At 65.5% G+C, this 20,316-nt stretch carries 12 protein-coding genes; 7 read left to right on the top strand and 5 right to left on the bottom strand.

The window, feature by feature from the left end; genetic code table 11:
- Window positions 1–44: 44 nt before the first annotated feature.
- On the bottom strand, window positions 45–2,249 hold the full coding sequence (gene katG / locus HMP06_RS10260; RefSeq protein WP_176497005.1) for a catalase/peroxidase HPI: 2,205 nt from the start codon (window positions 2,247–2,249) through the stop codon (window positions 45–47).
- Window positions 2,250–2,368: 119 nt separating this feature from the next.
- Entirely contained in the window at window positions 2,369–5,662 is a 3,294-nt protein-coding gene (locus HMP06_RS10255; protein ID WP_176497004.1) for an amidohydrolase family protein, read from the bottom strand.
- A gap of 135 nt (window positions 5,663–5,797) precedes the next feature.
- Between HMP06_RS10255 and HMP06_RS10250 the strand changes: the two genes are divergently transcribed.
- Entirely contained in the window at window positions 5,798–7,108 is a 1,311-nt protein-coding gene (locus tag HMP06_RS10250) for a dicarboxylate/amino acid:cation symporter (RefSeq protein WP_443026477.1), read from the top strand.
- 104 nt (window positions 7,109–7,212) lie between these two features.
- Window positions 7,213–8,106, top strand: coding sequence for a hypothetical protein (locus tag HMP06_RS10245; RefSeq protein ID WP_176497003.1), 894 nt, complete (start codon window positions 7,213–7,215; stop codon window positions 8,104–8,106).
- Between the two features lie 138 nt (window positions 8,107–8,244).
- Here HMP06_RS10245 and HMP06_RS10240 read toward each other — a convergent pair whose 3' ends face one another.
- Complete coding sequence (locus HMP06_RS10240) at window positions 8,245–10,434, bottom strand: penicillin acylase family protein (protein ID WP_176497002.1); 2,190 nt, start codon at window positions 10,432–10,434, stop codon at window positions 8,245–8,247.
- A gap of 53 nt (window positions 10,435–10,487) precedes the next feature.
- Between HMP06_RS10240 and HMP06_RS10235 the strand changes: the two genes are divergently transcribed.
- Window positions 10,488–11,738: a metal-dependent hydrolase family protein gene (locus tag HMP06_RS10235; RefSeq protein ID WP_176498468.1), complete on the top strand. Its 1,251-nt coding sequence runs from the start codon at window positions 10,488–10,490 to the stop codon at window positions 11,736–11,738.
- A gap of 75 nt (window positions 11,739–11,813) precedes the next feature.
- Window positions 11,814–12,230, top strand: coding sequence for a hypothetical protein (locus tag HMP06_RS10230; RefSeq protein ID WP_176497001.1), 417 nt, complete (start codon window positions 11,814–11,816; stop codon window positions 12,228–12,230).
- Between the two features lie 186 nt (window positions 12,231–12,416).
- Here the strand turns inward: HMP06_RS10230 and HMP06_RS10225 are convergent, their stop codons facing one another.
- Window positions 12,417–14,159 carry an ABC transporter ATP-binding protein gene (locus HMP06_RS10225; protein WP_176497000.1) on the bottom strand — a complete coding sequence of 581 codons (1,743 nt, stop codon included), beginning with the start codon at window positions 14,157–14,159 and terminating at the stop codon, window positions 12,417–12,419.
- A gap of 12 nt (window positions 14,160–14,171) precedes the next feature.
- Entirely contained in the window at window positions 14,172–14,384 is a 213-nt protein-coding gene (locus tag HMP06_RS10220; protein ID WP_176496999.1) for a hypothetical protein, read from the bottom strand.
- 47 nt (window positions 14,385–14,431) lie between these two features.
- Here HMP06_RS10220 and HMP06_RS10215 point away from each other — a divergent pair, with 47 nt between their 5' ends.
- Genes HMP06_RS10215 through HMP06_RS10205 form a run of 3 tightly spaced genes read left to right on the top strand, consistent with a single transcriptional unit; the run spans window position 14,432 to window position 20,313 of the window.
- On the top strand, window positions 14,432–15,634 hold the full coding sequence (locus HMP06_RS10215) for an efflux RND transporter periplasmic adaptor subunit (protein ID WP_176496998.1): 1,203 nt from the start codon (window positions 14,432–14,434) through the stop codon (window positions 15,632–15,634).
- 12 nt (window positions 15,635–15,646) lie between these two features.
- A complete protein-coding gene (locus tag HMP06_RS10210; protein ID WP_176496997.1) occupies window positions 15,647–18,856 on the top strand; it encodes an efflux RND transporter permease subunit in 3,210 nt (1,069 codons plus the stop codon).
- Complete coding sequence (locus tag HMP06_RS10205) at window positions 18,853–20,313, top strand: efflux transporter outer membrane subunit (RefSeq protein WP_176496996.1); 1,461 nt, start codon at window positions 18,853–18,855, stop codon at window positions 20,311–20,313. The genes HMP06_RS10210 and HMP06_RS10205 overlap by 4 nt, the downstream gene beginning before the upstream one ends.
- Window positions 20,314–20,316: the final 3 nt, after the last annotated feature.

Here is a 20,316-nt window from a genome sequence, read left to right as displayed (position 1 = left end):
GCCAGTGGCGAGCGCCCGTTTTTTTGTGTCGATCTACCCCGTGATCAGGCGAGGTCGAACCGGTCTGCGTTCATCACCTTGGTCCAGGCCGCGATGAAGGCGCTAACGAACTTCTCCTTCGCATCGTCGGTCGCATAGGCCTCGGCCAGCGCGCGGAGTTGTGAGTTGGCGCCGAAGATCAGGTCGACGCGCGTGCCGGCCCACTTCGCCTCACCGGTCTTGCGGTCCCGCGCGACGAACACGTCATCCGCGTCGCTCGATGCTTCCCACTTCATCGCGATGCTCGTCTTGAGCAGATTGGCGAAGAAGTCGTTGGTCAGCGTGCCCGGACGATCGGTGAAGACGCCGTAAGGGGCCCCGCCGACATTGGCACCGAGCACCCGCAGACCGCCGACCAAGACCGTCATTTCGGGCGCGGTGAGCGTCAGCAGGTGCGCGCGGTCGACGAGCAACTCTTCTGCGGACCAAGGCTGATCGCCGCTTGCGAAGTTGCGGAAGCCATCGACCTTTGGTTCGAGCGGTGCGAACGATTCGGCGTCGGTCTGGTCTTGCGAGGCATCGGTGCGCCCCGGGGTGAACGGCACCGTCACGTCATGCCCAGCTGCCTTCGCCGCCGCCTCGACCGCTGCAGAGCCGCCGAGCACGATCATGTCCGCCAGCGACACCGGCTTGCCGAAGCCACGGCGGATTTCGTCGAGCTTGGCGAGCGTCGTCGCCAGTTCGGCGGGTTCGTTGACCGCCCAATCCTTTTGCGGGGCAAGGCGGATGCGCGCGCCGTTGGCGCCACCGCGCATGTCGGTGCCACGATAGGTCGAGGCCGATGCCCAGGCGGTTGCCACCAGTCGCCCGATCGACAGACCGGACGCAAGGATCTTGGCCTTCAGAGCGCCAATGTCCGCTGCGTCGATCAAGGGATGGTCGACCGCGGGCACCGGATCCTGCCAAAGCCGCGCTTCGGCCGGGACTTCCGGCCCCAGCAGCCGCGAGTGCGGCCCCATGTCGCGGTGGGTCAGCTTGTACCATGCCTCGGCGAACGCCTTTTGTAGCGCCTGCGGGTTTTCATAGAAGTGGCGCGAGATCTTCTCGTATGCGGGATCGAACCGCAGCGCGAGATCGGTCGTCAGCATCATCGGCGCGTGACGCTTGATCGGATCATGTGCGTCGGGAACGGTGCCTTGCGCTTCCGGGTTCTTCGGGGTCCATTGCTGCGCGCCAGCCGGGCTGCGCGTCAGCACCCAGTCAAACTCGAACAAATTCTTGAAATACAGGTCAGTCCATTTGGTCGGCTCCTGCGTCCAGGCACCCTCAAGCCCGCTGGTGATCGTATCGACGCCGTTGCCGCTGCCGAGGCTGTTCTTCCAGCCCAAGCCGACTTGCTCGATCGGTGCACCTTCGGGTTCGGGGCCGACATAATCGTCGGGCACGCCCGCGCCATGCGTCTTGCCGAAGGTATGGCCGCCCGCGATCAGCGCGACGGTTTCCTCGTCGTTCATCGCCATCCGCGCGAACGTCACGCGAATGTCGTGCGCGGCGAGCAGCGGATCGGGGTTGCCGTCAGGACCTTCAGGATTGACGTAGATCAGGCCCATTTGCACCGCCGCCAGCGGGTCGGCGAGCACGCGTTCGCCGGAATAGCGGCCACCCGGCTTTTCGCTGGTCTGCAACCATTCGCGCTCGGCGCCCCAATTCACGTCGGTCGCCGGTTCCCAGACATCGACGCGGCCGCCGGCGAACCCGGCGGTGACGCCACCCATCGATTCGATCGCGCAATTGCCCGCCAGCACCATCAGATCGGCCCAGGACAGCTTGCGCCCGTACTTCTGCTTGATTGGCCACAGCAGCAGCCGGGCCTTGTCGAGATTGGCGTTGTCCGGCCAGCTATTGAGCGGCGCGAACCGCTGTTGCCCGGCACCTGCGCCACCGCGACCGTCACCGATGCGGTAGGTACCCGCGCTGTGCCACGCCATGCGGATGAAAAACGGGCCGTAATGGCCGTAATCGGCCGGCCACCAATCCTGCGACTCGGTCATCAGCGCGAAGATGTCGGCCTTTACTGCCGCAAGATCGAGGCTCTGGAACTCAGCAGCATAATCGAAATCCGCGTCCATCGGGTCGGCCTGCGGAGAATTCTGATGCAATACAGACAGATCAAGCTGGTTCGGCCACCATAAGCGGTTCGACATTTCGAACAGGACGGCATTGCCGTCCACTTTGCCGGCACCCACCGGGCATTTGGCTTCGACGTTCATTTCGCTCTCCATCGGCTGGTTATCTATACCGGACGATGGGCCGCATTGATTGATCTGTCCAATCGCTTAATTTCCTGAGACTGATCGAAATGACCCTTCGAGCGTCACAGCCTTGTCGCTTAATCTCCCCCCGTCGCGCTCTCGACGCTCGGCATGGCACCCGCGCCGATCCCGCTTCCGGCCCACCAGAGCGGCGCACTCTTGCGCGTGCCGGTCACGACCTCGTCCATCGTCAGTGGATCGTACAGCCGCCCACCCAGCATCACACGGTGGACCTTGTCGCTGTTGCGGATGTCGATCGTCGGATCGGCATCGAGCACGACCAGATCGGCGAGCTTGCCGACTTCGAGCGAGCCGAGGTCTTTGGCATAACCAAGCGAGGTCGCGGGCATGATGGTGCCCGCGCGGAGTGCCTGGATCGGGCTCCACCCGCCGCGCACGAACGACCACATTTCCCAATGCGCGCCGAGGCCCGGTTGCTGGCCATGCGCGCCGATTGACACCTGCACCCCGCGCGCGGCGAGTTTCCCCGCCTCGCGTGCGCTCTCATCATCGACGAACGCATCCTCGGGTGCCATCGTGCGGCGGCCGTTCTGCGCGAGCAGCATGGCGGGCGGCTCGTAGCGCGAGACGATCGGGTGCTTCCACACATCGGTATGCTGGCGCCAGTAGGGATCGCCCGCGAGGCCGCCATAGGTGACGACCAGTGTCGGCGTGTAATTGGTCTTGGTCTGCGTCCACAGATCGACCACGTCCTTGTAGAAGGTGATCAGCGGGACGTTGTGCTCGACTGTGGAATTGCCGTCCTGGATCAGGCTGATGTCCATCGCGAAGAGCGAGCCGCCTTCGGGCACGACTTCCATATTCTCGCGCTGTGCCGCTGCGACGACCATCTGGCGTTGTTCGCGGCGCGGCTGGTTGTAATTCTTGACGCTGTTCGCGCCCTCGGCCTTCAGGCGGCGGACGTCGGACAGCGCATCCTCGAACGTGTCGATTTCGGCATACACATCGGGCGATTTGGCGCCGTAGATGATCTCGCCGGTCGAGAAGGTGCGCGGGGCGATGATCTTGCCCGCGCGCTGCATCTCGGACGCGACGAAGATTTCGGATGCGCTCGCGGACGGATCGTGGATCGTCGTCGTGCCCATGGCCAGGTTGAGCATCGCCGACCAATTCTGCTGCGGAATCAGGTCGTCATCGCCCTGCGCGCCGTGCGCATGCGCATCGACCAGACCCGGAATGATCGTCTTGCCCGTGACATCGACGGTCTTGGCACCCGCCGGAATCGGGGTGGACGCCTTCGGCCCGATTGCGACGATGCGGTCGCCGGTGATGACGATGACGCCGTCGTCGACGATCCCGCCCTCGGCATTCGCCATCGTCACCAGCCGTGCGCCGGTTAGCGCCACGGTGCCGGTCGGTTTGTCGGCGGTGACGTCCATCGACAGCGAGATGCCGGTCTTGGGCGCGACGAATTTCGGCGCATCGTCTTCGGGGGCTCCGCGGAACAGCGCCTCGGTCTGGACGGTGAAGAAGGTCGGCCCGAGCGACCAATGCAATTGCGCGCCGTCATGCGACCAGCCGATGAACGCCGCCCCGTCGCCGCTTGCGCGGGTGACGGGGAGCGCGCCCTTCTTGATATCGACCGCGACATCCTGCGTTCCGGGCAGCAGTGGCATCACGAACGCTTCGTAATTCTGCCGCAGCGCCACGTAGCGGCCATCGGGCGAGACCTGGTAATCGTTGACCAATTCGCCCGAGGCATGAACGCGCCGCGCCTGGCCATTGAGGTCGGTGCTGACGAGCTGCCGCTTGCCCTTTTCGGACGCCAGGAAGAACACCCGCTCGCCATCCGCGCCGAATTGCGGTTGGCTGCCGCTTTTGGTGATGCGCGTGGCCGTGCCGCCGGTCGCCGCGATGCGGTAGATGCCCGGATTCTCGCCGCCGCGCGCCGCGGTCAGGCCGCCGCCGCGGCCGCTTTCGAACACGATCGTACGGCCATCGGGCGTAAAGCGCGGGTTGCCGTAATGGCCGGGCTTGGCGGTGACGTCCTTCGCCGAACCGCCCGTGGCGGCGACCGTGCGCACCTTGCCCAGCCCGGCATCAGTCCAACCGACGAACACCACCGATCGCCCGTCGCGCGACCAGTTCGGCCAAAGCTGCATCTCGGCCTCGTCGCCGCTGACCAGCCGCTGCGCAGCACCGCCCGCTGCGGGCTTGATCCAGAGCTTGCCCAGCGTTTCGAACAGCACGCTTTGCCCATTCGGCGACATGCTCGCCCAGCGCGGCATCTTGGTGCTGAAGTGATCCGGCGCGACCGCGACGGTCGGGTGGGTCGCATCGATCACCACGCGCGTATCGTTGACCGCGAACGGGATCACGCTCGCGCCCGATCCGTCGGCTTTTGCACGCTGGATATGCCCACCCGCCCAGAACACGACCGATCCGCCGTCGGGCGTCCACGCCATGTTGGGGTAGACGCCGGTGACCGCCCACGTCTCCTGCACGTCCTGATCGAGCGTGTCGTAAATCTTGCGCTCGACCCCGCTGTCGAGGTCCTTGACGTAAAGCTTCGACTTGCCCGCTTCACGCCGAACGAAGGCGATGCGCTTGCCATCGGGGGAGGGGGTCGGGCGGACTGATCCGCCCGCGCCCGACACGGCGGTGCTCGTCTCGCCGGTCACCATGTCATAGCGTTCGATGTCGAACAGGTCGGTGTACGAATTCTGCGCATATTCGAAGATCGGGCCGGGGGTCACGTTGCGCGTGAAGAAGACGCTCTTGCCGTCGGCGGCGTAGATCGGTTCGCCAAGCTCCTTCTGCAGTTCCTCACTCGCGCGCTTGACCAATTGCACGCCGCCGCCGCCCGAGACGTGATACATCCATACCTCGCCGGTGCCGAGCGATCGCGCGGTGGTGAAATGCTTCTTGGCGACGATGAAGCGGCCGTCGGGGCTCCAGCTTGGCTGGTTGAGCAAGCGGAAGTCTTCCTTGGTCAGCTGGCGCTTGTCGCTGCCATCCAGGTTCATCAGCCAGACATTGTCGCCGCCGCCGCGATCCGACACGAAGGCAATGCGCTTGCCGTCGGGCGAGAAGCGCGGCTGCTGTTCATAGGCGAGGCCCTCGGCGATCCGCGTCGGCGTACCGCCGGCGATCGGCATGGTATAGATGTCGCCGAGCAGGTCGAACGCGAGCATCGTGCCGTCGCGCGACACGTCGACGTTCATCCAGCTCCCCTCGCTGACCGCGATCGGCACTTGCCGCGTCGTCATGCCGGGGGGCGCGTTGACGTTCCATTTGGGCGGCTTGGCGGGGGTCGCAGCTGGGGCGGCGGCTGGGGCTGGGGCGGTTTGTGCCGAAAGGGGGGTGGCGAGCATCAGCCCAGCGATTACCGCGGTCACATCGTTGCGCATCGAAACTCCTGCCCCCCGGATCGTTGGTGATCCTGTTACCGCATTGGTATGCGGGCGCTTCGCATCCTGCAACCGGCATGACGCGTCGATCAAGTCGGGGGTGGTGTCGCCGCGATCCTTGCTTAGGATAAGCACATGACGATCCCGCCCGAGCGCATGCCCATGCCCACGCCGCCGGCTCCCGCCAAACCGACGCCCATCTACGCACAGCTTTATGTGCAAGTGCTGACGGCGATCGTACTCGGCGCGCTGGTCGGGCATTTCTGGCCGGAAACGGGCGCCGCTTTGAAGCCGCTCGGCGACGGGTTCATCAAGCTGGTCAAGATGGTGATCGCGCCCGTCATTTTCCTGACTCTGGCCAGCGGCATCGCCGGAATGCGCGAGCTCGGCACGGTCGGCCGGGTCGCCGCCAAGGCGTTCGGCTATTTCCTGTTCTTCTCGACGCTCGCTTTGATCCTCGGGCTGGTGGTCGCGAACGTCGTGCAGCCGGGAGCGGGCATGAACGTCGATCCCGCGACGCTCGATGCCGGGGCAGTCTCCGGCTATGCGCAGCAGGCGCATGAGACGACACTGGTCGGCTTCCTGATGGCGATCATCCCCAACACGATGGTCTCGGCGCTGACCGACGGATCGATCCTGCAGACGCTGTTCGTCGCGATCCTGTTCGGCATCGCGCTCAGCCTGGTGGGAAAGCCGGCCGAGCCAGTGCTCGACCTGATCGAGCGGCTCGGGCTGATCGTGTTTCGCGTGGTCGGCATCCTGATGCGCGCTGCCCCGATCGGGGCGTTCGGCGCGATCGCCTTCACCGTCGGCAAATATGGCGCGGGCAGTTTGATCAGCCTGGGGGGGCTGGTGCTGACCTTCTATCTCACCTCGATCGCGTTCGTGCTGGTCATTCTCGGTGCGGTGGCACGGGTGCACGGTTTCTCGATCATTCGGCTGCTCGTCTATCTCAAGGCGGAACTGCTGCTGGTGCTCGGCACCTCCTCGTCCGAGGCGGCGCTGCCCAATTTGATGACCAAGCTGGAGGCAGCGGGGTGCGACCGCGGGATCGTCGGTCTGGTCGTGCCGACTGGTTATTCGTTCAACCTCGACGGCACGAATATCTACATGACGCTGGCGGCGCTGTTCATCGCGCAGGCGTGCGGGGTGCATCTGTCGATCGGCGATCAATTGCTGCTGGTCGGTGTCGCGATGCTGAGCTCGAAGGGGGCGGCCGGGGTGACGGGCGCGGGGTTCATCACGCTCGCCGCCACGCTGTCGATTGTGCCGTCGGTGCCGGTCGCGGGCATGGCGCTGATTCTGGGCGTCGATCGCTTCATGAGCGAGTGCCGCAGTTTGACCAACTTCATCGGCAATGCGGTCGCCGCGATCGTGGTGGCGCGTTGGGAGGGCAAGCTCGACCGCGCGCGGCTGGCCGATGCGTTGCGCGGCACCAGCGCTTGAAGCCGTACCTTTGTTCGGCATAGAGTCACGCGCGGGTGACAGGGGGTTCGGCGCGCGTGCATTGTTATAGGGTGTCGGGCTTGCAGGTTTGCAGCGAGATCCGTTTGCCGGGGCTTATCACGCTGGCGGATCTGGCGGTGCCCGACGTAACGATACGCCCGATCGATGTGCCGGAGGCGCTGGAAAATGTCGTCGCCGCCGGTCCCAACTGGCAGCGCAGTGCCGACCAATTCCTACTCGAGCTTCCCGCGATCGGGCGGTTTCTGCTTGAGGGCGGACACAGCATCGGTTTCGCCCGCGCGCCCGACATTGGCGATCAGGACATCGCGATCTTCCTGGCCGGCACCGTGTTCGGCATCCTCCTGCATCAGCGCAACCATATCGTGCTGCACGCGAGCGCGATCGCGGTAAACGGCAAAGCAGTGCTGTTCTGCGGCGCATCGGGGGCTGGAAAATCCACGATCGCCGCGGCGCTCGGGTCGCGGGGGTACACGCTGGTGACCGATGATCAGGCCGCGATCACGCTCGATGACGCCGGTACGCCTATCGTTCACCCCGACGGCCGTTTCCTGAAACTCTGGGCCGGGTCGATCGACGCGCTGGCGCTCGATGGTCGTAAGGGCGAAGCGATGCGCGGCCGAATGGAGAAATTCTATGTCGAGCCGGTCGGGTCCAGCACCGCAGCAATGCCGGTCGGCGCGGTGTACATGTTGTTCGAAGACCGTCCGCCCCGGGTGGCGGGGATCGCGCGGCCCAATGTGGTCGACGGAGCACGGTTGTTGCTCGCCAACGCCTATCGCCCGATCCTGATACGACGCATGGGCCAGCAACAGAAGTATTTCCAGGTCGGCGCGGCGATCGCGAGGGCGGCCGGGATTTTTACGCTAGCGCGCCCGCTGCGCTTCACCGCAATGGACGACACCGTGGCGATGCTTGAAGCGCATTGGGCCGACATCGGATTGACCACGGCGCCCAACGGGATGGAGCCGCAGGGGTAACGCCCAGCGGCTGGCGGACGTCCGATCCGAATGCCTGTGGCCGCGCGTTGCTCTCGAACCTCGATCCGGCGCGGGAGGAACCCGCCGCGATGGACGACTGCAGCGCCACGAAGCGCGAACCGGATTCGGCGAGGTCGCCTAGCCGGAGCGGGTCGCGAAACGCGGTTCGCCGGGGCGATAGCGCCGCTCGACATGCGCCGCCAGATCGGCCGGGTAGAAATAAACCGGCCGCAGCGCGCCTGCCGCATAGCGCTCCGCCTGATCTGTAAAATGCAGCGACGCTGGGTCGCCGCTCTCGCCACCAGCGGTCACCGCCCAGGCGCGCAGTTTGGGGCCGAATTCGACCACCGCGACGAAGCTGTTACCGCTCGATCCGTATAATTTTTTCGTATTGGCATAAGGCCGCGCGCCGAAAGAGGCGAGGCTGCCCCATTGCGCCGAGGTGAAGGGCACCGGGATGCTTGGTTTGGCATCGTCGAAATGCGCGTCGATGCTGTCGTCGAGCCGCTGGAAGCGGTTGATCTGCCCCCAGCCGATCTTCCAGTCACCGAAATCGCGAGTGAGTTGCTCGATCGCCTCCCCCAGCGCATCGAGCTTGCGGCTGTCGGACACGCGTGTGGCGATGTACTTCGGCACGTTGATCTGCTCGGCCTGAATGAAGCTGCCGACCTCGCGCCACATCTTGCCGCCCCACAGCACGCCGAGCGTGGTCGCGACCGAATCCGCGCCCCAGCGATAATCCCAGCCGCGCAATTCCGCGATCGGCCCCGCGAGCTTCGCGCGGCGCGGGTCGCCTGTAGGCAGCGCGTCATACGCCTTGACCAGCGGCGGGATCAGCTCGGCAAAGGCAGGGAGGTAGCTGTCATACGCCGCCGCGATCAGCCGTTCGGGGGTGAAGTCGTGGGCGTTGCGCAGCAGCAGATCGGCGTGAACCCCGCGCGGGTTTTCGCCGAACGTGTCCATGTAGCGCGGATAGTCCTTGGCCTTGGGGCTATCCGGCCCGGCTGCGGTCCACGGCCAGTTGTTGGTGTTGAACGCATATCCCACGCCTGGGTTGATCGCATTGGGCAGGCTTGCCACGCTGTGCAGCCCTTTCCAGTCGGTCGCCGGATCGGCGCCATCGACCGGCTTGGCATAATCGAAGCGGGTATCGCGGACGGGAACGAATTGCGGGTGGAGATAGGCGATCTCGCCCTTGGCATCGGCGAACAGCGTGTCGTTCGACGAATTGGCCTTGCGCTCGGCGACCTTCATATAGCTCGCCAGATCGGTCGCCTTGGTGCGCAGCCAGCTTTGTTCGAGCGCGGGGATCGGCTTCCACATCAGCCCTTGCGCGATCCACTTGCCGCCGCGTTCGGCGATGATCGGGCCGTGGTGTGAGGCGTAGGTGCTGAAGCTGCGACTGCCCAGCGTGCCGTCGGGCTTGCGATAGGCGAGCGTGACGCGGGCGGACCGCATCCGCCGGATCGCCTTGCCGTAGCGATAGGAAACCCCCGCCGCGCCGCGCACCACATCCTCGGCAAATTCATCGACATTGTCGACGCCGGAGGAGGTGTGCATCCACCCGGCTTTCTCGTTGAAGCCCTGATAGATAAAGAACTGCCCCCAGGTGGAGGCGCCGTAGGCGTTCAAGCCTTCACCGCTGGTCATCTGCAATTCTGAGCGGAAGTAGAAACTGGTGTGCGGATTGATCAGCAGCAGCGCATGGCCGTTCACGGTGTTCTTCGGCGCAATCGCGATGCCATTCGACCCGCGCGGTTCGCGCGGGACCGGGCCAGCATCCTCCGCCGCGACCGCGATGCTGGTCTTGCCGTAAAAGGCGGCCAGATCATTCAGCGAAATCCGCTCGATATCGCCGCCGATGCTGCCTTCGGTGAAGGACAGCGCCATCCACGGTTCGAAATGCGTCAGCACCTTGGGGCGCACGTTCGGGTGCGTCGCGAGGTAATAGTTCAGACCATCGGCCCACGCCGTCATCAGCTTTTGCAGCCACGGCGCGCTCTGGCGATACTTCGCCTTAAGATCGACCGGATCGACATAGAGCCGCTGGCGCAGATCGGCCCAGATCGCAGCTTCGCCCTCCGCCTCGGCGGTGCGGCCGAGTGCGGTCAGGTAATTCGCTTCGATCCGGTTGAAATCATCCTCGGCCTGCGCATAGATCGCGCCGAACACCGCATCGGCGTCGCTCTTTCCCACGACATGCGCGATGCCCCAGGTGTCGCGCGTGATCGTGACGCGCGCGGCCTCAGGCGGGGCAGGGGCCGCCGCGATGACGAACAGGGCGGTTGCGGCAAGCAGGTTGCGCGCGGTGCGGGGGCGTATATCCATGATACCGAAGCTATCGGGCAATGCTGCGCGCCACAATCGCTTGCGGAGACGAGATGATGAAATGGTTGCTGGGTCTTGCGCTGTTGGCCGTGGGAGCTGCGCCCGCACCGCACCCGATCCTGCTTCGCCCCGCCGCCGTGTTCGACGGCGTCGATCCCGTCGCCCATCCCGGCTGGCAAGTCCTGGTCAGCGGCGACAAGATCGTCGCGGTCGGCCCGACGCTCACCGCGCCTGCGGATGCCGAGACGATCGACCTCCCCGGCCAGACGCTGATGCCGGGTATGATCGAGGGGCACGGGCATCTGTTCCTGCATCCGTACAATGAGGCGAACTGGGACGATCAGGTGCTGCACGAGCCGATCGCGCTGCGCACCGCGCGCGCGGTGGCGAATGCACGGCTTACGCTGCTGGCGGGCTTCACGACGGAGCGCGATCTCGGCACCGAAGGCGCGGGCTATGCCGATGTCGGCTTACGCCAGGCGATTGCGCAAGAGATCGTGCCCGGCCCGCGCCTGATCGTCGCGACGCGGGCGATCGTGGCGAAGGGGGCATATGGCCCCAAGGGTTTCGAACCCGGCGTGGACATCCCGCAAGGGGCCGAGGAAGCGAGCGGCATCGACGATCTCGTCCGCGTGGTGCGCAGCCAGATCGCGGCGGGCGCGGATGTGGTGAAGCTCTACGGCGATTATCGCTGGGGCCCGGGCGAACCGAGCCGCCCGACCTTTTCGCTCGCCGAGATGAAGGCCGCGGTCGAGTCAGCGCACGATGCCGGGCGCACCGTAGCGGTCCACACCTCCACGCCCGAGGGGATGCGTCGCGCGATCGCCGCCGGGGCGGATACGATCGAGCATGGCTATGGCGGCACGCCCGAGATTTTCCGCAGCATGGCGGCGAAAGGGATCGCCTTGTGCCCGACGCTGGCGGCATCCGACGCGGTCTCACGCTATCGCGGCTGGAACGGCGGCGATCCGGTCCCGCCCGCCGTCGCCGAAAATCGCGCGTCCTTCGCGCTGGCGCGCGCGGCGGGGGTGCCAATCTGCATGGGCGGCGATGTCGGCGTCTTCGCGCATGGCGAAAATGCGCGTGAAATGGAATTGATGGCAGCGGCGGGGATGCCGGTGGCGCAAGTCATGATCGCGGCGACTTCTGGCAATGCGCGGGTGTTCCACCTCGCCGATCGGGGGAGCGTGAAGCCTGGGCTTCTCGCCGATCTGATCGCCGTGCCGGGCGACCCGACGCGCGATGTTGCGGCGGTGCGGCGGGTTGGCTGGGTGATGAAGGGCGGGGTGGTGGTTGGGCGTTAGGGGGTGACGCGGGGGTAGATGGCGAGCTGCTAGGAATCGGTGGCAAGAATCCGTTGGCGGTGCCAAACTCTGCGAATGACAGACCGGACATTTCTACAACTCAATGGTTCATGGAACGCCGACCCCAACGACCCTGCGCCCGAAGTTCGGGAAGATGGCTCGAAATTGTCATTGCAGTTCGGTCTGAACCATTCAGCGTATGAGGCGACAACCGATGAAAAGGGGTTGCTAGCCTTCGGTGGTTGTTCGGAATGGAGGCTAGGCAGCACTAACGATGAAGGGTGGTATCGTGGGCAGTGCCGCTACAGCGGCATCGCTCCGGCTTGGGGGGAGTTCTACGAGATTGTCGGCGCTGACCCGCTCGCCCACGCCCCGACCGATTGGAAAGTGACCAACCGAGTGGATGCGGGAAAGCGTCACTTTCTATTCTACTTGCGCGACGAAACATTCGAGTGCTTTGCGGATGAATGGGCCTTTTCGCGCCAGCGCTAAAGTCTGCAGTTGGCGGTCCCGAATGTCGGGTTGATGAATCTACAATCAAAAGAATCGCTTCCCCGGCGAAGGCCGGGGCCCAGTTGCGCAGGTCGATGGGATAGCGCGGCACCTCACCGCTTCTGTTCCGCGACTGGGCCCCGGCCTTCGCCGGGGAAGCGTGGATGAGGTGAGGACGAGCACCCACTACCCCCACACCATACCCCCCTCGACCCGGATCACTTGATCGCACGTCGCCATGCTCTCCGCGCGGTGGGAGATCATCAGGATCGTCGGACGGGGCTCCAGTGCGGCGATGCGACCGAGCAGCAAATTCTCGCTCCCGGCGTCGATCGCGTTCATCGCTTCGTCGAGCACCAACAGCCGCGGCCGCCGCAGGATCGCGCGCGCGAGCGCCAACCGCTGCCGCTCGCCGCCCGACAGCAACGCGCCGCGCTCGCCGACGATCGTGTCGATCCCCTCGGGCATCCGCCGCACCAGCGCGTCCGCGCCGACGAAGTCGAGAGCGTCCCACATCGCCGCCTCATCGGGGTCGCGATTGCCCCAGGCGAGATTGCGCCGGATGGTGTCGTGGAACAGGAATCCTTCCTGCGGCACGTACGCCACGCCCTCGCGCCAGCCCGCGCGCCCGGCCGCATCAAGCACCATCCCGCCGACCGACAGCGTTCCCGTCTGCGGCTCGGTCAGGGCGATCAGCAGATCGATCAGCGTCGTCTTGCCCGCACCCGATGGCCCGGCAATGCCGACGAAGCTGCCTGGCTCGATCCGCACGCTCGCGCCGCTGATGCCGCCGCCGGTCGCGTAGCGATAGACCAGATCGCGTGCCTCGATCGCGCCGGGCGGCGGGACGACCGGGGCCGGGGTGGTGGCGCATTCGGCGGCTAGCTCGGTCTGGAACGCCTGCAGCGCTTCGAAACTCGGCAGCATGAAAAAGAAGTTCTGCGCGGATTGCTGGATCATGATCGCGGGGCCGCTCATCCGCGCAAAGATCAGCACCAGCGTGATAAGCACGGCCGGCGGCACCTTGGTGGCAAAGCCGATCAGCACGACCGATGCCGCCGCAAAGCCCGATCCGATCGCAAAGACCCGGCGGCTATTGGCTTGGCGGCGCTGAAACGACAGGCCGGTTTCGCGCAGATTGGCCTGGATGATTTCGAATTCGGCGATGAATTCGTCCTGCGTATTTTGTGCCGCCGCCGCTTTCAGGCCGCTCAGGAAGCCGTTCGCGCTGCCCATCAAGGCGGCATTGCCGTGCACCATCCCGGTGCCGATGTCGCGGATCTTGCCTTGCGCCAGAAATACCGCGCCGCCCCCGATTAGCACCAGCGCCGTCGTCGCGAGCGCCAGCACTGGCGCGAGCGTGAAGGCGAGCGCTGACTGCACCACTAGCATCGCAGCGGCGACCGAGGCCTGGATCAGGAATTGCGCGCTGGCCGCGACGCGGCCGACCTCGCTCGTGATGAGATTGGTGATCCGGGCGTGGCGAAGTCCGACGATCCGGCTCCACGATGCGGCGGCGATCGCGCGCATCACTTGATTGCGCTGATACTCAACGAACGTCGCCTGCAGCTTCGCTAGCGCCAGATCGCGCGCGAACTGCACCAGCGCGCGCAACACCGCGAGCAGCACGAACGCAGACAGCAGCGCGAGCAGTCGTGGAAAGCCGGCTTCCAGCCCGATCGCGTCAAGCGCCGTGCCCACCCGCGATTGGCCACCCGGCCGCGTCACGACCGAATCGAGGATCGGGATCAGCAGCAGCAAGCCAGCGCCGTCGAGCATTGCCCCCGCCGCGACCAGCCCGGTTGCGGTCCAACCGCGTCGCCCAGCAAACCCGGCAAAGACGCGCACGAAGGCGGTTGCAGGTCGCCACACGCCGGTAAGTCCCGCGCGTGGAACTTTGATCGGGTCGGATCGGGTCGGTGCGGCCATCGTTTCGCTCTGTCATGCCCGCCACGCCGCGTCGAGAGCCGTCTGCCCGCGCGAATTTTTGATTTCTGTTTCAATATATTGCTGGGCGGCGGGGAGAAAGATCAGGTTGTACTCTTGCATTGCAGCATGACCATTCGCACTTCTGGGCAAGAAAAATACGCCGCCGAAACGAGCGGCTTGTCGTTTCTGCAGTTGCCCTGTTCGTTCGAACGAACTATTATGCACTTGCGAGACGGTTGCACCCGATACCGTTCGTGGGGACCTCGATGCCAATGACTTTCCTTCCAGGCCAGTTTCGTTCCGCGCTGGCGACGGCAGCCGTGCTCGCGCTTGCAGCATGTTCCAAGGGTGCGCCCCCGCCGCCGCCGACCCCGCAAGTGACGGTCGCCGTGCCGCTGCAGCGCGATGTCGTCGATTGGGACGAATACGTCGGCCGGTTCGAGGCGATCCAGGATGTGGAACTGCGGCCGCGCGTCTCGGGCACGATCGAGCGGATCCTGTTCGCCAATGGCCAGCGCGTCCGCGCGGGCGATGTCCTGTTCACGATCGACCCGCGCCCCTATCTCGCAACGCTTGCCCAGGCGCGGGCGCAAGTCGCCAAGGCGCAGGCCGCGCTGACCAATGCCCGGTCCGAACTGGCACGGGCCGACAAATTGCTGGCCGCCGAGGCGATCAGCAAGGAAGAGTATGAGACCAAGCTCGCGACGGTCCGCAGCGCGCAGGCCGATCTCGGCGCGGGTCAGGCGAACGTCTCGACCGCGCAGCTTAACCTGGGTTTCACCTCGGTCCGTTCGCCGATCACGGGGATCGTTTCGGATCGTCGCGTGAGCAGGGGTAATTACGCAGCGGAAGCGCAAACTGTCCTGACGCGCGTCGTCTCGACCGATCCGATCTGGTTTTCGTTCGAGGGGGCGGAAAGCTTCTACCTGAAGTATCTGCGCCAGGATAAGGCCGGGCAGCGTGGGTCGTCGCGTCGCACGCCGAACCCGGTCGAGGTTCAACTCGCGGACGAAAGCGGTTACCGCTGGCATGGCCGTATGGAGTTCGTCGACAATGCGATCGATCCCAATTCGGGCACGATCCGCGCGCATGCCGTAATCGCCAACCCCGATGGCTTCCTCACCCCCGGTTTGTTCGGGCGTGCGCGGCTGCTGGGTTCGGGAACCTATCATGCGATGCTGGTGCCCGATGAAGCGATCCTGACCGACCAGACCCGCAAGCTCGTCTATGTCGTCGGCAAGGATGGCAAGGTCGCCCCCCGTCCGGTCGAAACCGGCCCGCAAGTCGAAGGGCTGCGCGTCGTCAAGGCTGGCCTCGCCCCGACCGAACAGGTCGTGATCGAAGGCATCACGACGCTGCAGCCCGGTGTCGCGGTGAAGGCCAATCTGGTGAAGATGCGCCCCAAGGCCGCCGACACCGCGCCGCAGTCGACCCCCGAAAGTGCGCCGCCCGCCTCCGACGCCACCGCCAAATAAGGCTGAGCGACTGTGAAATTTCCCCATTTCTTCATCGACCGGCCGATCTTCGCGGCGGTGCTGTCGATCCTGATCGTCGTGTTCGGCGTGGTGGCGTACCCGTCGCTGCCGGTTGCGCAATATCCCAATATCGCGCCGCCGACCGTGGTCGTCAGCGCAAACTTCCCCGGTGCCAATGCCGAAACGCTGGCGGAGACCGTCGCCGCCCCGCTCGAGGAATCGATCAACGGCGTCGAAAACATGATCTACATGTCGTCGTCGAACACCGGCGACGGTACGCTCGCGATCACGGTGACCTTCAAGCAGGGCACCGACGTCGATCAGGCGCAGGTGCTGGTGCAGAACCGCGTTTCCACCGCCGAGCCGCGCCTGCCCGAGGAAGTGCGCCAGATCGGCGTGACGGTGCGCAAGAACTCGCCCGACATCCTGCTGGTGGTTGCTTTAACGTCGCCCGACGGGTCGCTCAACGAATCCTATGTTTCGAATTATGCGACGACGCAGATCATCGATCGGCTGGCGCGTATCCCGGGCGTCGGCGGGACCCGTACGTTCGGCGGGCGCGATTACAACATGCGCGTCTGGGTCGATCCCGATCGTGCAGCCTCGCGCAATCTGACAGTCGATGAAATCGTCGCAGCCGTGCGCGCGCAAAACGCGCAGGTCGCGGTCGGATCGGTCGGCGCCCCGCCCTTCAACCAGGGCGGCACCGCCTTTCAGCTCGGCATCCAGGCGACCGGACGCCTCACCACCACCGATCAGTTCGGCGACATCATCGTCAAGCGCGACGACCAGGGCCGACTGACGCGACTGCGCGATGTTGCGCGGATCGAACTCGGCGCGCAGGATTACACGATCAACGCGCGCCTCAACGGCAAGCCGATGACCGCGATCGGCATCACGCAGCTTCCCGGATCGAATGCGCTCAGCACCGCACAGGCGGTCAAGGACGAGATCGAACGCGCATCGAAGAGCTTCCCACCCGGACTGACATATTCGATTCCGTACAACCCGACCGAATACATCTCGGCCTCGATCGAGGCGGTGGAGCACACGCTGGTCGAGGCGCTGATCCTCGTCGCATTGGTCGTGCTGCTGTTCCTGCAAAGCTGGCGCGCGGCGCTGATCCCGATCATCGCGATCCCCGTTTCGCTGATCGGCAGCCTCGCGGTGCTGGCCTGCTTCGGCTTCAGCCTCAACAACCTGTCGCTGTTCGGCATGGTGCTGGCGATCGGGATCGTGGTCGATGACGCGATCGTCGTGGTTGAGAATATCGAGCGCTTGATGGAAGAGGAGGGGCTGTCCCCCCGCGACGCCGCGCACAAGACGATGGACGAAGTGTCGGGCGCGTTGATCGCGATCGCGCTGGTGCTGTGCGGCGTGTTCATCCCGACCAGCTTCATCCCGGGCATTTCGGGGCAATTCTATCAGCAATTCGCGCTGACGATCGTGTCGGCGACTGCGATTTCCGCATTCGTGTCGCTCACGCTGTCGCCGGCGCTTGCTGCGCTGATCCTCAAGCCGAAGACGCATTCCGAGCCGGCCGCAGGTTGGCGCGGCGCGGGAACGCGTTTCGCGCGCGGATTCAACCGCGGGTTCGATTGGCTGGGCCAGAAGTTCGGGAAGTTCACCGCGCGGGCAATCCGCGCGCTGACCGTGGTCGCAGTCGCCTACGTTGTGCTGATCGGTCTGGCCGGGTGGCGCTTCACCGCGACGCCGACCGGGTTCATCCCTGCGCAGGATCAGGGCTATTTGATTGTTGCGGCGCAATTGCCGCCCGGCGCCTCGCTCCAGCGGACGACCGATCTGCTCAACCAGGCAGGCGCCATCGCGCGGCAGAACCCTGCGGTGCGCGATACCGTTGCCTTCGCGGGCCTCGACGGCGCCACTTTCTCGACCGCGTCGAACGGCGGCGCGATGTTCATCGCGCTAAAAGACAAGGCCGACCGCATCGACGCCAGTGCCATCGCCAACCAGATGCGCCAGGCGTTTGGGCCGCTCGCCGGCGGTTTGCTGCTCGTCATCCCGCCGCCCCCGGTCGCCGGGATCGGCACTGGCGGCGGCTGGAAGATGCTTATCGAGGATCGTACCAACCTTGGCTATAAGGCGCTAGAAGGCGCGGCCTTCGGGATGATGATGAAGGCGAACCAGACACCGGGCATCACGTCTGCCTTCACCACCTTCAACACGCGCACCCCGCGGCTGTTCGCCGATATCGACCGCGAACGCGCCGAACAACTGGGCGTGCCAGTGGCGAACGTCTTCTCGACGCTCGGCACTTATCTCGGCTCGTCCTACATCAACGACTTCAATTATCTCGGCCGAACGTACCGCGTGACCGCGCAAGCCGACGCGCCGTATCGAGATCAGGTGTCTGACGTCGGGCATCTGCGCACGCGGTCGGCGGCGGGTAATATGGTGCCGCTCGATTCGGTCATGTCGCTCAAGAACGACAGCGGGCCGTACCGCGTGGTGCGCTACAACCTCTATCCCTCGGCCGAACTGCAGGGTGATACTGTCCCGGGCTATTCCTCAGGCCAGAGCCTGGAGACGATGGCGAAGCTCGCCGGGCAGATCCTGCCCAAGGGCATGAGCTACGAATGGACCGAGATCGCGTTCCAGCAAACGCAGGCGGGTAACACCGGCAGCCTGGTGTTCGGGCTCGCGGTGCTGTTCGTATTCCTGCTGCTGGCGGCGAATTACGAGAGTCTGGTGCTGCCGTTCGCGGTCATCCTGATCGTGCCGATGTGCCTGCTGGCGGCGATCGTCGGCGTGAACATCATGGGGATGGACAACAACATCCTGACGCAGATCGGCCTGGTCGTTTTGATTGGTCTTGCTGCCAAGAACGCGATTCTGATCGTGGAGTTCGCGCGCCAGAATGAACTCGACGGCATGGAACTGCGCGCCGCCGCCGAACATGCCGCTGAACAGCGTCTGCGCCCGATCCTGATGACCTCGATCGCGTTCATCCTCGGCGTGCTGCCGCTGGTGATCGGCAACGGGCCGGGTTCCGAAATGCGCAAGGCGCTCGGCGTGGCCGTGTTCTTCGGCATGATCGGGGTCACTACCTTCGGCCTGCTGTTCACGCCGAGCTTCTACGTCATCAGCCGCAAGGGCGGGGATTGGGTCGCAGCGAAGCTGCGCCGCAATCGCCGCGATCCGGAGCCGGGTTCGCCGCCACCCGCACCGCTGCCTGCAAACCCGCAAGGAAACCCGGCATGAAGCGCCTGCTGAGTCTCGCCCCCGCGCTGGCCCTTTCTGCCTGCGTCGTCGGCCCGAACTACGTCAAGCCGAGCACGCCGCTGCCCGTCACCGGCGGCAGCTTCAGCGAGACCGCACGCGGGTCCGCCGTGGCGGCGACCGCGCTACCTGATCATTGGTGGCGGCTGTATGACGATCCGGTCGTCGATCGGCTGGTAACCGAGGCGCTGTCGCACAATACCGACATCCGCGTCGCCGCCGCCAACCTCGAACGGGCCCGCGCGGTGCTGTCTGAACAGCGCGGCGCACGGCTTCCCACGACGTCACCCAGCGCGCAATATTCGCGCACCCAAGCCAATAGCGCCAATGCCGCGGCCTTCGGCGGAGGCACCGGGGCTCCGCAGACCTTCCAGTTCGACAATTTCCAATTGGGCTTCGACGTCTCTTACGAGGTCGATCTGTTCGGCGGCGTCACGCGCGCAATCGAAGCCGCGCGGGGCGATACGCAGGCGGCGCAAGCGCAGCTCGATGCCGCGCGCGTATCGGTCGCGGCGGAGACGGCGCGTGCCTATGTCACCGCGTGCAGCAACGCCGCACAGCGTGCAGTCGCGCTGGACACGGTCGCGCTGCAGCAGAAGACGCTCGGCCTGACCAACACGCTGTTCACCGCCGGCCGCGGCACGCGCCGCGACGTGCAACGCGCCGACGTGCTGCTGGCACAGACGCAAGCCACGATCCCCAGTTTCGAGGCCGAACGTCGCGCATCGCTATACGCGCTCGCGGTGCTGACCGGGCTTCCGCCCGAACAGATCGACAAGGATGCCGACGCTTGCACCACCCCGCCGCGCGTGAAAGACGTGCTGCCGGTCGGCGACGGCACCGCTCTGATCGCGCGCCGCCCGGATGTTCGCGCGGCGGAGCGCACCCTGGCGGCGGACACAGCGCGGATCGGCGTGTCGATTGCCGATCTGTATCCGAAGATCCAATTGCTCGGCAGCATCGGTCTGAACGCCACGCGCGGCAGCCAGTTGTTCAAGGGCACGTCGGTCAATTACTCGGCCGGCCCGCTGATCTCGTGGAGTTTCCCGAACCAGACGGTGGGACGTGCCCGCGTACGGCAGTCGCGCGCCGGGGCCGATGCCAGCCTCGCGACGTTCGATGGCAAGGTGCTGACCGCGCTGCAGGAAACCGAACAGGCGCTTGCGCGCTACGCCGGGGCGCTCGATCGTAACGCCGCGCTGCGGCGGGCCGAGGCATCGAGCAGTGGCGCGGCCAAGCTGTCGCAACTGCGCTTCGATTATGGCGCCGACAGCTTCCTGCTGCTGATCCAGGCGGAGCGTGATCGCGCCGATGCCCGCGCGGCACTGGCGCAGTCGGATGCTGCGGTTGCCGATGCACAGATCAGCCTGTTCAAGGCGCTCGGGGGAGGGTGGGAAGACGCGCCCGCGCCCACGCGCCGCGCGGCGGTAGCCCCTTGAGGC

Source organism: Sphingomonas sp. HMP6 (genome assembly GCF_013374095.1).
Taxonomy (GTDB): domain Bacteria; phylum Pseudomonadota; class Alphaproteobacteria; order Sphingomonadales; family Sphingomonadaceae; genus Sphingomonas.
This window is presented reverse-complemented; position numbering and strand designations above follow the sequence as displayed.

What these genes read in the sequence shown, in the direction of transcription:
- katG (WP_176497005.1), bottom strand. Translation starts at nt 2,249, where the DNA reads ATGAACGTCGAAGCCAAATGCCCGGTGGGTGCCGGCAAAGTGGACGGC.
- HMP06_RS10240 (WP_176497002.1), bottom strand. Translation starts at nt 10,434, where the DNA reads ATGGATATACGCCCCCGCACCGCGCGCAACCTGCTTGCCGCAACCGCC.
- HMP06_RS10225 (WP_176497000.1), bottom strand. Translation starts at nt 14,159, where the DNA reads ATGGCCGCACCGACCCGATCCGACCCGATCAAAGTTCCACGCGCGGGA.
- HMP06_RS10255 (WP_176497004.1), bottom strand. Translation starts at nt 5,662, where the DNA reads ATGCGCAACGATGTGACCGCGGTAATCGCTGGGCTGATGCTCGCCACC.
- HMP06_RS10230 (WP_176497001.1), top strand. Translation starts at nt 11,814, where the DNA reads ATGACAGACCGGACATTTCTACAACTCAATGGTTCATGGAACGCCGAC.
- HMP06_RS10250 (WP_443026477.1), top strand. Translation starts at nt 5,798, where the DNA reads ATGACGATCCCGCCCGAGCGCATGCCCATGCCCACGCCGCCGGCTCCC.
- HMP06_RS10235 (WP_176498468.1), top strand. Translation starts at nt 10,488, where the DNA reads ATGATGAAATGGTTGCTGGGTCTTGCGCTGTTGGCCGTGGGAGCTGCG.
- HMP06_RS10205 (WP_176496996.1), top strand. Translation starts at nt 18,853, where the DNA reads ATGAAGCGCCTGCTGAGTCTCGCCCCCGCGCTGGCCCTTTCTGCCTGC.
- HMP06_RS10215 (WP_176496998.1), top strand. Translation starts at nt 14,432, where the DNA reads ATGACTTTCCTTCCAGGCCAGTTTCGTTCCGCGCTGGCGACGGCAGCC.